At 72.1% G+C, this 14,147-nt stretch carries 16 protein-coding genes; 8 read left to right on the forward strand and 8 right to left on the reverse strand.

Going from position 1 to position 14,147, the window contains the following annotated elements; genetic code table 11:
• Positions 1 to 3 precede the first annotated feature (3 nt).
• The 3 genes from VGX25_RS09705 to VGX25_RS09715 all read right to left on the reverse strand — a co-directional run bounded on the left by VGX25_RS09705 (position 4) and on the right by VGX25_RS09715 (position 3,268).
• Positions 4 to 846, reverse strand: coding sequence for a helix-turn-helix transcriptional regulator (locus VGX25_RS09705; RefSeq protein WP_326917302.1), 843 nt, complete (start codon positions 844 to 846; stop codon positions 4 to 6).
• 67 nt (positions 847 to 913) lie between these two features.
• Positions 914 to 2,281, reverse strand: a complete 1,368-nt coding sequence (locus tag VGX25_RS09710) for an amidase family protein (protein WP_326917303.1) — start codon at positions 2,279 to 2,281, stop codon at positions 914 to 916.
• A 57-nt stretch (positions 2,282 to 2,338) separates the two neighbouring features.
• Entirely contained in the window at positions 2,339 to 3,268 is a 930-nt protein-coding gene (locus VGX25_RS09715; RefSeq protein WP_326917304.1) for a TIGR03086 family metal-binding protein, read from the reverse strand.
• 118 nt (positions 3,269 to 3,386) lie between these two features.
• On the opposite strand from VGX25_RS09715, the gene VGX25_RS09720 reads away from it, so the two are divergent.
• Positions 3,387 to 4,403, forward strand: a complete 1,017-nt coding sequence (locus VGX25_RS09720) for an RNA polymerase subunit sigma-70 (protein ID WP_326917305.1) — start codon at positions 3,387 to 3,389, stop codon at positions 4,401 to 4,403.
• On the opposite strand, the gene VGX25_RS09725 is transcribed toward VGX25_RS09720, so the two are convergent.
• Positions 4,343 to 5,464: an MBL fold metallo-hydrolase gene (locus tag VGX25_RS09725; protein WP_326917306.1), complete on the reverse strand. Its 1,122-nt coding sequence runs from the start codon at positions 5,462 to 5,464 to the stop codon at positions 4,343 to 4,345. The two genes, VGX25_RS09720 and VGX25_RS09725, sit on opposite strands and share 61 nt — an antisense overlap.
• 178 nt (positions 5,465 to 5,642) lie before the next feature.
• On the opposite strand from VGX25_RS09725, the gene VGX25_RS09730 reads away from it, so the two are divergent.
• The 3 genes from VGX25_RS09730 to VGX25_RS09740 are packed head-to-tail and all read left to right on the forward strand — an operon-like array spanning position 5,643 to position 6,907.
• Positions 5,643 to 5,885 (forward strand): hypothetical protein, encoded by a 243-nt coding sequence (locus VGX25_RS09730; RefSeq protein WP_326917307.1) that lies wholly within the window; start codon positions 5,643 to 5,645, stop codon positions 5,883 to 5,885.
• Positions 5,875 to 6,408, forward strand: a complete 534-nt coding sequence (locus VGX25_RS09735; RefSeq protein ID WP_326917308.1) for an RNA polymerase sigma factor — start codon at positions 5,875 to 5,877, stop codon at positions 6,406 to 6,408. The genes VGX25_RS09730 and VGX25_RS09735 overlap by 11 nt, the downstream gene beginning before the upstream one ends.
• Positions 6,371 to 6,907: a hypothetical protein gene (locus VGX25_RS09740; RefSeq protein ID WP_326917309.1), complete on the forward strand. Its 537-nt coding sequence runs from the start codon at positions 6,371 to 6,373 to the stop codon at positions 6,905 to 6,907. Before VGX25_RS09735 ends, VGX25_RS09740 begins: the two co-directional genes overlap by 38 nt.
• Position 6,908: 1 nt before the next feature.
• Here VGX25_RS09740 and VGX25_RS09745 read toward each other — a convergent pair whose 3' ends face one another.
• Both VGX25_RS09745 and idi read right to left on the reverse strand, forming a co-directional pair.
• Positions 6,909 to 8,840, reverse strand: a complete 1,932-nt coding sequence (locus VGX25_RS09745; protein ID WP_326917310.1) for an intein-containing Rv2578c family radical SAM protein — start codon at positions 8,838 to 8,840, stop codon at positions 6,909 to 6,911.
• 41 nt (positions 8,841 to 8,881) lie between these two features.
• Entirely contained in the window at positions 8,882 to 9,460 is a 579-nt protein-coding gene (gene idi / locus VGX25_RS09750) for an isopentenyl-diphosphate Delta-isomerase (protein ID WP_326917311.1), read from the reverse strand.
• A gap of 323 nt (positions 9,461 to 9,783) precedes the next feature.
• On the opposite strand from idi, the gene VGX25_RS09755 reads away from it, so the two are divergent.
• Positions 9,784 to 11,037, forward strand: a complete 1,254-nt coding sequence (locus VGX25_RS09755) for a YibE/F family protein (RefSeq protein ID WP_326917312.1) — start codon at positions 9,784 to 9,786, stop codon at positions 11,035 to 11,037.
• Positions 11,012 to 11,446, forward strand: coding sequence for a hypothetical protein (locus tag VGX25_RS09760; protein ID WP_326917313.1), 435 nt, complete (start codon positions 11,012 to 11,014; stop codon positions 11,444 to 11,446). The genes VGX25_RS09755 and VGX25_RS09760 overlap by 26 nt, the downstream gene beginning before the upstream one ends.
• On the opposite strand, the gene VGX25_RS09765 is transcribed toward VGX25_RS09760, so the two are convergent.
• Together VGX25_RS09765 and VGX25_RS09770 are read right to left on the reverse strand one after the other, a co-directional pair.
• Positions 11,443 to 12,102, reverse strand: a complete 660-nt coding sequence (locus VGX25_RS09765; protein ID WP_326917314.1) for a hypothetical protein — start codon at positions 12,100 to 12,102, stop codon at positions 11,443 to 11,445. The genes VGX25_RS09760 and VGX25_RS09765 overlap by 4 nt on opposite strands.
• The gene (locus tag VGX25_RS09770) at positions 12,099 to 12,800 is read right to left on the reverse strand and encodes an MBL fold metallo-hydrolase (protein WP_326917315.1); all 702 of its coding nucleotides are present in this window, start codon (positions 12,798 to 12,800) and stop codon (positions 12,099 to 12,101) included. Before VGX25_RS09770 ends, VGX25_RS09765 begins: the two co-directional genes overlap by 4 nt.
• A gap of 128 nt (positions 12,801 to 12,928) precedes the next feature.
• Between VGX25_RS09770 and VGX25_RS09775 the strand changes: the two genes are divergently transcribed.
• Positions 12,929 to 13,780 carry a peptidylprolyl isomerase gene (locus VGX25_RS09775; protein WP_326917316.1) on the forward strand — a complete coding sequence of 284 codons (852 nt, stop codon included), beginning with the start codon at positions 12,929 to 12,931 and terminating at the stop codon, positions 13,778 to 13,780.
• 38 nt (positions 13,781 to 13,818) lie between these two features.
• Positions 13,819 to 14,147 (forward strand): DUF6597 domain-containing transcriptional factor (locus VGX25_RS09780; protein WP_326917317.1); only part of this gene is annotated, 329 nt, incomplete at its 3' end.

Below are 14,147 nucleotides of genomic sequence, written 5' to 3' on the forward strand. Positions count from 1 at the left end.
ATCTCAGCTCCCCACGATGTGCTTCTCGATCATCGCCTCGATGGTATCCCTGGTGTCCACAATCGACAGCGCGATGGCGTCCAGCCGGGTGACGGCCTCGACGTAGGCGTCGGTCTCCCGGTCGAACAGAAACGTCGCCGAACGCAGGTGCTCGAGGTGCACCACGCAACCGGTGTCCGCGAAGTGCAGCAGGTACCAGCTGCCGAGGGCGAACGACGTCGGCGCGGTCACCACCCGCACGGTGATGCCGTCCCGGTGCGACATCCGGATCAGGTGGCGCAGCTGCCGGACGAAGTCGTCCGACCCGCACAGCCGGTTGTCCAGCGCCGCCACCCCGATGAACGCGGTGTAGTCGATCTCGCGCTGGTTGAGCAGCTCCTGGCGTTGCAGCCGGGCGCCGAGGCGGGCGTTGATGTCGCCCTCGGGCACGCCCCAGTCGCGCATGACCGCGATCGAATACTCCTTGGTCTGCAACAGACCCGGGATGATGCCGGGGCTCCAGTCGACCAGCCGCACGGCCTCGTGCTCGTAGGACGCCAGCGCGCCGAGCGAGCTGGTGACGCCCGCAGGCGGCCGGTCCCACCAGCCAAGCGCCACGGGCTCGCCGGCGCGCGCCATCAGCTCGTCGCGGCGCTCGTCCGGCAGCGCGTAGACGGCCGCGAGGCTGTGCACCGCGTCCGGCGAGATGTGCCGCTGCCCGCGCTCGAGCCGGCTCAGCGTGGACACGTTCCACCGGATCGCGCTGGCGACCTCGGACAGACTCTTGCCGGCCTGCTCGCGCAGCGCCCGCAGCTCGGCGCCCAGTGCGCGGTCGCGCGGCGTCCCCGGCCGGTGCTTGCCTCCCACGCCTGACGAACCTACCGCAGCGAAACACGGAGCGGGGTCGGCCGATGACGCAGGGACAGATAGTTGTCTAGAACCCCGGCGGCGCCTGGAAGCCCGGCAGGATCCCGGCCAGCTCCAGCGCCTGCGCGACGTCCAGCAGGCCGAGCTCCGACCAGCGTCGCCCGACGAGCTGGACGCCGGCCGGCAGGCCGTCGTCGTCGAACCCGGCCGGCGCGACCAGCCCCGGCAGGCCGAGCAGGTTCGCGAACACCAGCAGCTCGCCCTGCCGCTGGTAGCCGACCGCCCGGCCGTCGACGTCGACCAGTCCGTCCGTTCCGGTGTGGGGGAACGCCGTGGTCATGGCAGGCGGCAGCAGGAGGGCGTCGACGTCGGCCAGATACGCCTCCCAGGCGGCGATGAACCGGTCCCGCCGGTCCAGCGCGGTCAGGTACCAGCCAAGCGAGCGGTGCTCCTCGCTCAGCCCCGATTCCGGGTCGAACACCCCGGTCACGGCGTGCAGCAGCTCGCCGAACAGCCGGTGCAGCGCCGCCCAGTCGACGTCCGGCAGGCGGCGCTCGACGGTCCCACCGGCTGCGGAGATCTCCGCGGCCACGCGGTCGACCTGCCGCCGCACGCCGTGCGCGACGACCGCGCCGGGCAGCGTGGGCGCCACGGCCACCCGCAGGTCGGCGACCTCGCGGGGCCGGCGGGCGCCGAGCGGGACGGGCGCCACGTCGGCGTCGAACCCGTCGGGTCCGGAGATCACCGCGAGGCCGAGCTCGAGGTCGGCCAGGTCGCGGGCCATGACGCCGAGCGTGGCCATGATCCGCACCGGGCGCGCGGTCCCGTCCGGGGGACGCAGAAACCCGGTCATCGGCGCCCGGTGCTCGGTCGCCTTGAGGCCGTACACCCCGCAGAAGTGCGCGGGCAGCCGGGCCGAGCCGGCCAGGTCCGACACGATCTCCAGCGGGGTCATGCCGGTCGCCACGGCGGCCGCGGCCCCGCCGCTCGAGCCGCCCGGTGTGCGGGCCGGGTCCCAGGGATTGGCCGTCCGGCCGAAGATCGGGTTGTCGGTCTGGTAGTCGGCCAGCCAGGGCGGCACGTTGGTGTGGCCGATGAGGACCGCGCCGGCGGCGCGCAGCCGGGCGGCCGCGGTGCCGTCCTCGGTGGGCACCCGGTCCAGCACGGGTGTGCCGACGGTGGTGCGCATCCCGGCCACGTCGAGCCCGTCCTTGACGGTCATCGGCACGCCGTGCAGCGGCCCGGAGATCTCGCCGCGGCGCAGGGCCGCGTCGGCCTCCTCGGCCCTGGCGCGGGCCCCGCCGGCGTCGAGCGAGACGATCGCGTTCAGCTCCGGGTTGTGCTTGTCGATCCGCTCCAGGTGCGACTCGAGGGCCTCGACGGCGGTCAGCCGTCCGTCGCGGATCATGGCGGCGAGCTCGTGTGCGGTCCTCATGCCGGCGGAGTCTTCCCCCTGCCCCAGGGGCAGAGGGAAGACCCGGTTTCTGGTCAATCAGGCGCGCCGGCCAAGGAACCCGAGGGTGGCGGTGAACGGGTCGGCGTCGGGCGGGGTGGGCACGGGCGGGCCGAACAGGCCCCGCGCGCGCTGCTCGTCGCCGACCGTCACCGCCGCGAAGTCCCGCACCGCGGCGATCGCGGCCGGGTCGGGGTGGTACGCCACGCCGGCGCCCGCGGCGATGTCCCAGCCGTGGATCAGCGACTCCAGCAGGCAGATGTTCGCGATCGCCTGCCCGGGGACGTCCGGCGCCGGCAGGGGGAACCGCCGCTCGAGCGTCTCCGGGTTGCCGAACGCGGCGAGGATCCGCTTGGCGATGCCGCGCACCGCCGCCGCCGGGTCGGCGCCGAGGTGGTCGGTGTCGGCCATGCGCTGCGCGTCCAATTCGGACGGATCGACGGCGTCGCCCTCGACGATCCTGGCCAGCAACGTCAGGCCGCCGACGAGGTGGTTGCCGGTCTGGCGCACGGTCCAGCCGGCGCACCGGCTCGGCGCCGCCCAGCCGGCCGCGTCGATCGTGCCGACCAGGTCGGCGGTGTCGCTCAGGCTGCGCTCCAGCAGGTCGACGACCGGCTTGGGCGCCATGGCCCGGCGCAGGTCCTCGGCGTCGTAGATCAGCTCGCCGCGGACGATCGTGCCGTCCCGGACCTCCAGCAGCTCGGCGGCGGTGAGCACGCCGGGCAGCATCGCCATCTCCCAGTCGATCACCGAGCAGACCAGGTCGCCGTCGGCGAACTGGTGCCGCACATGGAAGCCGCGCACCGCGGCGCCGGCCCGGATGGCCATCTCCCGGAACCCGTCGGCGCTGGTGAAGCTGGCCACCGGACCGGTGAAGGTGAAGTCGTCGGCGAGCGGCACGCCGGTCATGTCGCCGGCCCGGTTCCGCCAGGCGTCGTAGTAGAGGTTGACCGTCGTTCGCGGATCCATGGGTTCTCCTCGTGCGGGGCCGCCTCGTGCGGCCGTGCGCCCCGTCTGATCCGGGGGCTGTGGAGAACTCATCGGTGCCGCTCGGCATTGTCGGTGGGCGGGTCTAGCGTTGCCGGCCGTGAGCGAATCGCTGTTGGTGGCCGCACGGTCGGGCGACGGTGCCGCGTTCCGCGAGCTGGTCGAGCCGCACCGCGCGGCGCTGCACCTGCACTGCTACCGGATGCTCGGCTCCTACCACGACGCCGAGGAGGCCATGCAGGAGGTGCTGCTGCGGGCCTGGCGGCACCTCGACGGCTACCGCGGGCAGGCCCCGCTGCTGCACTGGCTGTACCGGATCGCCACCACCAGCTCGCTCAAGATCATCGAGGCGCGGGCGCGCCGGCCCGGCACCATTGCGGAGATCGACTACCTGGAGCCGTACCCGGACCGATTACTCGACGCGCTGCCGGCCGACTCCGACCCGGCCGCCGCGGTGGAGCGGCGCGAGTCGGTGTCTCTGGCGTTCATCGCCGCGCTGCAGCTGCTGCCCGCGACCCAGCGGGCCGTGGTGATCCTGCGCGACGTGCTGGCCTGGCGCGCCGAGGAGGTGGCCGTGCTGCTGGAAAGCACGGTGCCCGCGGTCAACAGCGCGCTGCAGCGGGCCAGGAGCACGCTGCGGGACGCGCTGCCCGGGGGCCGCCGTCGGCCGCTGGACGCCGAGGACCGCCGGGTGCTCGCCCGGTTCGTCGACGCCTGGCACCGCCGCGACATCAGTGGGCTGGCCGCGCTGCTGCGCGAGGACGTCGAGCTGCGCATGCCGCCGGAGGAGGGCCTGGAGTTCCGCGGCCGCGCGGCGGTGCTGGAGTTCTTCGCCACCGTGCCCGCCGATGGCGCGCTGGACCGAATCCCGCTGGTGCCGACCCGCGCCAACGGCCAGCCGGCCGTGGCCGCGTACATGGCCGACGACACCGGCGAGTTGGCCTACTACGGGGTCATGGTGTTCGCGGTCGAGGGCGGACGGATCGCGACCATCACGGGCTTTCCGGCGCAGTGGAGCCCTCGGCTGGAGGCGGCGCTCGGCGTCCGGCCGGACCCTCAGGCCACGGCCCGCCACCACGGGTCGGGCGCGGGCACGTCGTCGACGTCGAGAAGCTGACCGGGCCGGGGCACCGACACCCGCACCTTGTGCGCGGCCGCATCGGTCAGCAGCCGCTCGATCGGCTCCGACCAGGAATGCAGCGACAGGTTGAACGTGCCCCAGTGCACGGGCACGAGCAGGTCGCCGCGCACCGCCAGATGGGTGGCCACACCCTCCTCCGGGGTCATGTGCACATCCGGCCAGTACGGCGAGTAGGCGCCGATCTGGATCAGCGTGGCATCGAACGGGCCGTGCGCCGCGCCGATCTTGGCGTAGTCGTCGAAGTAGCCGGAGTCGCCGGTATAGAACACCCGGCGGCGCGGGCCGGCCACCACCCAGGACGCCCACAGCGTGCCGTTCTCCCCCGGCCGGCGGCGGCCGGAGAAGTGCCGGGCCGCGGTGGCGGTCAGCGTGAGCCCGCCGGCGGTGGCGCTCTCGTCCCAGTCCAGCTCGATGATCCGCTCCGGCAGGGTGCCCCACCGCTCCAGGTGCGCGCCCACCCCGAGCGGCACCACGAACGGCACCTCCTGCAGCGCGCCGAGCCTGCGGATCGTGCGCATGTCCAGGTGGTCGTAGTGGTCGTGCGAGATCACCACGGCGTCCAGCGGCGGCAGCGCGTCCAGCGGCAGCGGGACCGGGTGCATCCGGCGCGGGCCCACCGCCGGGGACGGCGACACCCGCTCGCTCCACACCGGATCGAACAGCACCCGCCGCCCGTCCAGCTCCACCAGCGCGGTGGCGTGGCCCAGCCAGGTCACCCGCAACCCGTCGGCCGGCGGCGCGGCAAGCTCGGCCAGCGACGGCGTCACGACCGGCACGGGCTTCCTCGGGCGCCGGATCTCCTTGCCGAACAACAACTCGCGCAGGATCGTGGGACCGCTCGACGTCGGCGCGATGCCGGCCGGGATCGCGTTGTGGAACACGCCGTCGCGGAACCGCGGCGAGCGGCGCATCCGCTCCAGCCGCTCACCGGCGGGTCTTCCGCCGAGCGCCGCGGGCACCTCCCAGGCGGCACGAGCCAGTGCGGTGGTCGCCGCGACCGGAACCAGCAAGGCTGACCGGCGAACGAGGATGGGCATCCGGTACACGGGAGGCGTCCTTTCCTTCAGTCCATCGACTCCGCCTACCAGCGGGTATACCCCATCATGCCGTGATCATTCTGAGGAGAACCTGAGACCCGACCCCCGCGTGATCGCACGATGTCACAAAGTCACGGTCCCGACGCACTACTAAGCGAACGAACACTGAGTCGCGGAAATGAGAGCGGTGATCGTCTTGTGGATCGTCCTCGTGTTGGTGTGCGCCACCTGGCTTGCGGCCGAATGGCTGAGAGCCCGCTGCCGCCACCAGGTGGCGGCGAGCCGGCATTCGGCATGGGCGACCATGGTGTCCGACCTCCCGCCGGGAAGTCGGCTCACCGGCGTCGAACTGGATGCGCGAACCCGCCTGGAGATCGGCTCGACCGTGCAAGGCACCTTGGAGAGCCGTGGTGGACGATGACCAGTTGCACTTCAGCGAGTTCTACCGAACCGAGTTCGCCACGCTGGTCGGATTCGTCATGAAGGCGGTCGGTGCCACCGTGTACGAGGGAACCGACGCCGCCCAGGCCGCGCTCACTGAGGCGTGGGCCAAATGGGGCACCCTGTTCAATCCGCGGGCCTGGGTGCGCACGGTCGCGATCCGCGCGTACTACCGGTCGGTCCCCGTCCGCGAGGTATCTCTGGACCACCATCCGGAAGTCCTCGACCTGGTGGCCACCGACTGTCCCGTCGAGTTGTCCGAACGCACCGCCGCCGCCCACGCCCTTCTCGAGTTGTTGCCGCCGGCCCAGCGCATTGTGCTGGCGTACTCCACGGATGGCTTCTCCGACGCGGAGATCGCCGCCGAGCTCGGCAAGTCCTTGGAAGCGGTCCGCCAGAACAGGCATCGCGCCCGCAAGACGCTCAAAAGCCTGCTTCAAACGCAAAGCAGGGAGGTGACGCACGATGACTCAGCATCCCGAGTCCCGCGACGAGTGGGATGACCGCCTCGACTCGCTGCTCGCCGGCGCCGATGCGGATCTCCGAGCATCGCTCACCGACGCCTTCGATGTTGCGTCTGGCGTCCGCGCCGTTCTCGGCTCGGATCCGCTGCGCTCGGCCACGGTTGGCACGCTGCCCGAAATGCCCGCGTCGGTGTCCTACCAGATCCTCAGACTGACGTCGCACTTCCGACATCTCCTGGAATCCGGATACCACGAGGACAACATCGTCAAGCCGTGCCTTCTGTACCTTGCCCAGTTGCGGCAAAAGCTCGGAGCGCGGTGCCTCACCTGGGATCAGGCCAACCAATACATTCAGACCGTCGAGGCCCGGCTCGAGAAGATGTTCGAGCGGTGGCGCGAGCAAGCCCATTACGTTCCCTCCGAGCTGTGGGAGATTGCCGATCAAGCCGTTATGGACCTGGGCACGCTTCGTCGCTCGGTGAAGCGACTGTTCGAGGACTCGGACGAGTGGAGCGAGAACATGGCGCCGCGGTGGTGAGTTAGAGCAGGGCGAGCTGCTCCTGTTGGACCGGCACGTCGGGGGCGCCGGTGGGGAGGCTGCCCTTGGGCCAGCCGGGGTCGTCGGGCGGCTCGGCGTCGTGGTCACGGCGGGAGGCGGGGTGGAGGCCGTGGCGGCGGAGCAGGGGGTCGACGCGGGCGGCGAGCCAGCGACGGTAGGAGCGGTCGGCGTTGCGGCGGTGGGCGTAGATCTCGCGGTAGGCGGGGACCAGGTCGGGGTGCTCGCCGGCAAGCCAGGCGGCGAACCATTCGCGGGCGCCGGGGCGCAGGTGCAGCGGGAGCACGGCGACGCCGGTGGCGCCGGACTCGGCGATCGCGGCGAACAGCGCGTCGAGCGCCTCGGTGGAGTCGGTGAGCCGGGGCAGGACGGGCGCGACGAACACGCCGCAGTCCAGGCCGGCCTCGCGGACCCGGCGGACGAGCTCCAGCCGCGCCTGCGGGCTGGCCGTGCCGGGTTCGAGGGTGCGCTGCAAGTCCCGGTCGAGCAGCGCGATCGACACGCCGATGCCGACGGAGACCTCGGCGCTCGCCGAGACCAGCAGCGGAAGGTCGCGGGACAGCACGGTTCCCTTGGTGAGGATGGAGAACGGGGTGCCGCTGCCGGCCAGCGCGCGGATGATCCCGGGCATCAGCTCGTAGCGGCCCTCGGCCCGCTGGTACGGATCGGTGTTGGTGCCCATGGCCACGTGCTCGCGGGTCCACTTCGGCGAACGCAACTGGGCCGCGAGCACCTCGGGGGCGTTGACCTTGACGACGATCTGGCTGTCGAAGTCGTGCCCGGAGTCGAGATCGAGGTAGGTGTGGGAATGCCGGGCGAAACAATTGTGGCTCACCACGCCGTTGGCGATGAAGTCGCCGGTGCCGGTGGTGATGTCGAACAGCGGCAGCTCCAACCCCAGCGGCTCCACCGCCACGACTCCCAGGCGAGCGTTGGACTTGAACGCCGTGCCGTCGATGGTGCGCTTGTGCAGCGATGCCGGGTCGACGGTGTGGATGAACCGCAGCCGCTCGGCAAGGCCGCCCACCAGACGCACCCAGGGCAGCTCGTCGGCCCACCTGGACCGCTCCACGACATACCCGAAACCCAGGCAGCGCAAGGCGTTCGTGGTCAGCTCGGTGAGCTCCGGGGTCCGTGTGGCGATCCGGGCGATCCCCCGGGTGTGGCTGCCCCTTGCGTCGAACATCGCGGCGAGGAACCCCTTGAACCACTCGTTGCCGTGCGTCTGCGGCACCTCGATCAGCCGGTCGGACGCGACGTCCAGCTCCCGGAGATACTCGCGGGCGCGCTCGAGCGCCTCCTGGCCGCGGCCGCCGCCACGGATCATCCCGCACAGGTAGCCGAGCCGGTACTCGGCGAGCTGCTTGGGCGGCGCGGCGAACTGCCCGGTGCCGATCAGCTTGTTGCCGGTGGTCAGGTGCGGCCGCCGGCCGGCGCCGCGCATCGCGCCGGTCACGTGCTTCCAGCCGCGCTCAGTGAGGAACCGGTGATCACCGCTGGCGATGAGCTGGGTGCCGTCCGCGAGCGAGACGCGGTACGCCGGCTTGACCGTCGACCAGTGATCGAGCACGAACGTGGGCACGTAGTAGCGGTAGGTGCCGCGCCGCTCGGTGCCGTAGATCCGGTCGCCGACGCGCAGCTCGGCCAGCGGCCTGGTGCGGCCGTCGGCCAGCAGAATGGGGGTGTCGCCGGCCAGGCAGTAGCGACATCCGTGCGAGCAGCCGCGGTACGGGTTGACCGTCCAGCGGAACGGCATGGGCGAGGCGTCGGGCACCTTGTTCAGCACCGACTTCGACCGCACCTCGTGGAAGACCATCCCGGCGAACTCGGGAGTCCGTACGCTGCGGACCAGACCGGGCAGTCCCGGCAGGATCTGCTCGTCGGACGCGTCCACCCGCTGGCTGTCCCATCGCACGGCAGCTAGTCGAACACATGTTCGACCACGGTGTCAAACGACTACCAGACCCGGGCCGCGGGCGGCAGCTCGCCGGGATCGGCCACGGGCCAGGACAGCGGATCCGGCCCGAGCGCCAGCAGCTCGTCGACCTGACGCCGGCACCATGGCGAGACGTCCCGCTCGCCGGCCGCGACGGCCCTGGCGAACGGAAGCCAGTCCACCCACTCGACCGCGTCGACCTCCTCCGCCGCCGGCCGCGGCGTGCCGGCGGTGACCGCGCGGAACACCGGGCACAGCTCGTTCTCCACCACGCCGTTGGGCATCGTTGCGCGGTAACGGAATCGGGGCAGGATCAGCTCGACGTCGTGCACCGCCAGCCCGAGCTCGTCGCGCAGTCGCCGGGTGACGGCGTCGGCGATCGGCTCGCCGGGGGCGGGATGGCCGCAGCAGCTGTTGGTCCAGACCCCCGGCCAGGTCCGCTTGGTCAGCGCCCGCCTGGTCAGCAGCAGCCGGCCGCCCCCGTCGAACACGTAGCAGGAGAACGCCAGATGCAGCGGCGTCCGGCGATCGTGAACCGTCGCCTTGTCCGCCGCCCCGATCGAGCGACCCCCCTCATCGAGCAAGACGACCTGCTCCATTCGCCACCGCTTCCTCGTAATCGATACCCGCGCCGCAGTGGCGCCACCCCATTCTGACCCGACGGGAGACCCGGTGTGCGGTTTTGCGCATGCGCTGGCGCGGAACGGGTGAGGCGACGACCACCCACGTCCGGTTCGCCGATCCCCTCGGGATGTGCGGCCGGGCAGGGGCTCGGCAGAGTCGCGGAACAAGATGCCGTGGACCACCCGACGACCGCACCGCGGTCGTCGGGTCCGGCACCCCGATCTCCGGGACTCGCACCCGCCCACGATTCGCCGAGCCGCTGACCCCGCCGGCGGCGGGCGCTCGGCGTTCACCTTGAATGGGCACCGTGCTGAGCGGTGACACCGAGCCGATCCCGCGGGTGCGTGCCGCCCGGGGGCACGGGCACTCCGCGCCGCCGCCGGCGTCGCGGCGGGTGCGGACGCTGCTGATCGGCCTGCTCACGCCGTTCGGGGTGGCCGCGATCGTGGGGGCGGTGCTGCTGTTCCCGACCGGGGACGCGGGGCGGCCGGCCACGGCCGGGCGGGAGCCGGTGCGCGGGGTGGTGACCGCCGCGCAGTCCGGGCCGTGCAGCGCCGAGGTGCAGACCGGGGCGCCGCAGGGCGACCAGTGCCTTGCGGTGACCGTGCGGATGACCGACGGCCCGGCGCCGGAGCGGGAGGTGCGGATCATCGCGCCGCTCGAGCCGAGCTCGCCGCGGTTCGCCGTCGACGACGAGGTCGTGCTGGCCTACGCGGGTGGCGACCCGCTGGCGGGGCAGTCGTACCAGATCGTCGACTTCCAGCGGGACGTGCCGCTGATCCTGCTGGCCGGCCTGTTCGCGCTCGCGGTGCTGGTGCTCGGCCGGTGGCAGGGGCTCAAGGCGCTCGTCGGGCTGGGGATCAGCTTCGCCGTGCTGGTGCTCCTCGTGCTGCCGGCGATCATCGCGGGCAGCAACCCGCTGCTGGTCGCCACCGTCGGCGCCGGCGTGATCATGTTCGCGGTGCTCTACCTGACCCACGGGTTCTCCGCGCGGACCTCGACGGCCGTGCTCGGCACGCTGGTCAGCCTTGCCCTCATCGGCGGGTTGGGCGCGCTGTTCTCCATCACCGCCAGGCTGACCGGACTCGACGAGGAGACCGCCACCCTGGTCGGCACGCTCGGCCACGGGATCGACACCCGGGGCCTGCTGCTGGCCGGCGTGGTGATCGGCGCGCTCGGCGTGCTCGACGACGTCACGGTCACCCAGACCAGCGCCGTGTTCGAGCTGCGCGCGGCGAACGAGACCCTCGGCTGGCGCCGGCTGTACGCCGCCGGTCTGCGCATCGGCCGAGACCACGTCTCGTCGGCGGTCAACACCCTGGTGATGGCCTACGCCGGCGCGGCCCTGCCGGTGCTGCTCTACTCGTCGATCTCCGGCGTCGGCCTCGGTGGGATTCTTTCCGCCCAGTCGATTGCGCAGGAAATCGTGCGCACCCTCGTCGGCAGCATCGGTTTGATCGCCGCCGTGCCGATTACCACCGCGTTGGCCGCCATTCTTGCGGTTCAAGAGCTACGATCCAGCACCAATGGCGCACAACGGCGGCGGGGATGACGAGCTGTTCCTGATGACGATGCTCAGGAACCCGATCAAGGCGGCCGACGCCGTGGTGCGCACCGGGATCGCGATGGTTCCCGCCGCGCTGGAGGCGCTACGCGCGATTCCCCGGATCGCCGCGGCGATGGAGAAGCTGGTCCCCGCCATGCAGGCGGCGCAGAGCTCGCTCGACCGGATCGACCGGCTCGGCATCTTCGTCGCGCAGGAGATGCCCGAGACCCAGCACCAACTCGAGGAGGTGCGCAAGCAACTCCTTGCGGTGATGGGAAAGCAACGGCCCGTCGCGGCGGTGAACGGCAAGCGGCGGCACGTCGGCTCCCCGCCGCAGCGCCGCCGGTCCGGGAGCGGACACGAGGCCGCGGGTGGACGGGTCGGGCGGCCGCGCGGGAGCGACCGGAGGACCTAGTCCAGGCTCGCCACGAACCGGGTGACGGCCTCGGCCCTCAACCGCTGCGCAAGGCGGCCGGACGGGGCGAGCGAGGCCAGGCGGTACAGCGGGCGGTCGGCGGCCGCGTCGCCCTTGGCCTCCGACCGCAGTTGGGCGACCAGAAGCTCGGAGAACACGAGGCCGCCGGTGTTCTCGCTGCCGGCGAGGCGGTCGGCGAGCCGGCGCAGCAGGAGGATGCCCAGCTCCCGGCCGCCGGTTCCGGAGTAGATCGCCAGCGGAACGTTGATCGTCTTGCGACCGCCGGTGATCAGCAACCCGATCGTCCTCGTGCCGCGCACGTCGGTGACGACGAGCTCGATCCGGTCGGCGTGGGTGAGGTCGACGGCCTTCGTGCCGATCGTGGTGGCCAGCACCCGGGAGCCTTCCAGCCACAGCCGGCGGCGCCCGGACAGCCAGGCGAGGCCGAGCAGCACGACGACGATGACGGCCGCGGAGATCAGGCCGGCGGTCTCGCCGCCGATGAGCCCGACGACGCCGCCGACGGCCGCGCCGAACACCACGGCGACGCCGACCGCCACGCAGCCGCGGCGGCGGGAGGTGCCGGGTTCGGTCAGGTTGAGCGGAAGTCGTTCCGGCTCGGCGGGCGGCGCCGGCGACGACGGCTGCTCGGTCACAGTCCCCGCCGGCCGGGCAACGGCTCGCCCGGCTCGGCCAACTCCAGCAGGAACGGGTTGCTGGCCCGCTCGCGCCCGATGGTGGTGGTCGGACCGTGGCCGGGCAGCACGACGGTGTCGTCGTCGAGCGTGAGCAGCTTGGTGCGCAGCGAATGCATCATCGTCCGCAGGTCACCCCCGGGCAGGTCGGTCCGGCCGATCGAGCCGGCGAACAGGGTGTCGCCGGCGAACAGCACGCGGCCGCCCTCGTCGAGCTCCGATCGGAATGTCACCGATCCCCTTGTGTGCCCTGGCGTGTGGGCCACGGTGATCGACAGGCCGGCCAGCTCGAGCACCGTACCGTCGGCCAGCTCGCGCACCTCGGCGGGCTCCCGCATCTCCAGCTTGCCGCCGAAGAACGCGGCACCCTGCGCGCTGATCCCCTTGAGCGGGTCGGTCAGCATCTCCCGGTCCTCGGGGTGGATCCAGGCGGGGATGTCGTTGCCGTCGCACACCGGGCTGACCGCGAAGACGTGGTCGAAGTGCCCGTGCGTCAGCAGCACCGCGACCGGGGACAGCCGGTGCTCGCGCACCGCGTCGGCGATCGGCTCCTCGGCGTCCTGGCCGGGATCGATGATCACGCAGGCCTCCCCCTTACCTGGTGCGACCAGGTAGCAGTTGGCCTGGAAGGCTCCGGTGGGGAAGCCGACGACGAGCACGGGACGGACCTCCAAGCTGCGCGCTGGTTACGGTTCAGCGTAGTGGTGTGGACCTCAACGCGGTTCTTACGCGGCGTGCTCATAGACTGCCCGATTGCCAGGAGGACCTCAGGTCAGGGAGGGTGTCCGTGCCGACGAACGAGCAGCGTCGCCAGGCAGCCAAGCGCAAGCTGGAACGCCAGCTGGCCCGTCGGGCCGAGCGGGCGAAACGGCGCCGGATCATCGGCGTGGTGGTCACGGTGGTCGCCGTGGTCGCCGCGGTCGGCATCGTGTACTGGCTGGCCAACATCGGTGACGGCGACTCGACCGCGGCCGCGCAGAACACCACCACCGAGACCACCCCGCCGGCCAAGACCAGCGAGGGCCCCTGCCAGTACACCGAGACGCCGGCTGAGCCGTCGCCCAAGCCGGCCGGGCTGCCGGCCGACCCGTCCCCGACGCCCAACACCGGCACGCTGGCCGTGACGCTCAAGACCAGCCAGGGCGACATGCCGCTGGTGCTCGACCGGGCCAAGGCGCCGTGCACCGTGCAGAGCATCGAGCACCTGGTGAAGGCGATGTTCTTCGACAACACCAAGTGCCACCGGCTCACCGCGTCCGAGGGTCTCAAGGTGCTGCAGTGCGGCGACCCGACCGGCAGCGGCAGCGGCGGCCCCGGCTACACGATCAAGGACGAGTTCCCCACCGACCTCAAGCCGACCGGCGGGCAGGACGGGCAGGGCCAGCCGCTGGTCACCTACCCGCGCGGCACGCTGGCGATGGCCAACACCGGCGCGCCCAACAGCGGCAGCAGCCAGTTCTTCATCGTCTACGGGGACACCACGCTGCCGGCGAAGTACACGGTGTTCGGCACGATCGACGCCGCCGGGCTCGCGGTCGCGGACAAGATCGCGGCCGGTGGGATCACGCCGGGCCGGGACGCCAACGACGGCGCGCCCAAGCTCGACGTGACCATCACCCAGGCCGTCATCACCGGCTGAACCGGCGGGCCGTCCGGGGTCGCTGGGATACTCGCGGTGTGTACCGCGAGCTGGCTCCGCACGCCGATCCGTACGGCCTGTACGCCTGCGTGTGGACGCGCACCAGCGTGGAGCGGCGGGTGCACCGGATCGTGCCGGACGCGTGCGTGGACGTGATGTGGCACCGCGAGTCCGGTGAGCTGCTCCTCGCCGGGCCGGACACCCGGGCCCACGTCGGGCCGATCGACACCGGCACGCTGATCGGGCTGCGGTTCTCCCCCGGCTCGGCGCCGGCCGCGCTCGGCGTGCCGGCGGACCTGCTGCGTGACGGGCGGGTGCCGCTCGACGAGGTGTGGCGGCCGGCGGAGTCCCGCCGGCTGGCCGGGGC

It is taken from the genome of Actinophytocola sp., from assembly GCF_035942955.1.
Classification (GTDB): domain Bacteria; phylum Actinomycetota; class Actinomycetes; order Mycobacteriales; family Pseudonocardiaceae; genus DASYTH01.

Excerpts from the sequence above, each read along its gene's own strand:
- VGX25_RS09710 (WP_326917303.1), bottom strand. The coding sequence starts at position 2,281 with ATGAGGACCGCACACGAGCTCGCCGCCATGATCCGCGACGGACGGCTG.
- VGX25_RS09755 (WP_326917312.1), top strand. The coding sequence starts at position 9,784 with ATGGGCACCGTGCTGAGCGGTGACACCGAGCCGATCCCGCGGGTGCGT.
- idi (WP_326917311.1), bottom strand. The coding sequence starts at position 9,460 with ATGGAGCAGGTCGTCTTGCTCGATGAGGGGGGTCGCTCGATCGGGGCG.
- VGX25_RS09725 (WP_326917306.1), bottom strand. The coding sequence starts at position 5,464 with ATGCCCATCCTCGTTCGCCGGTCAGCCTTGCTGGTTCCGGTCGCGGCG.
- VGX25_RS09730 (WP_326917307.1), top strand. The coding sequence starts at position 5,643 with ATGAGAGCGGTGATCGTCTTGTGGATCGTCCTCGTGTTGGTGTGCGCC.
- VGX25_RS09740 (WP_326917309.1), top strand. The coding sequence starts at position 6,371 with ATGACTCAGCATCCCGAGTCCCGCGACGAGTGGGATGACCGCCTCGAC.
- VGX25_RS09715 (WP_326917304.1), bottom strand. The coding sequence starts at position 3,268 with ATGGATCCGCGAACGACGGTCAACCTCTACTACGACGCCTGGCGGAAC.
- VGX25_RS09760 (WP_326917313.1), top strand. The coding sequence starts at position 11,012 with ATGGCGCACAACGGCGGCGGGGATGACGAGCTGTTCCTGATGACGATG.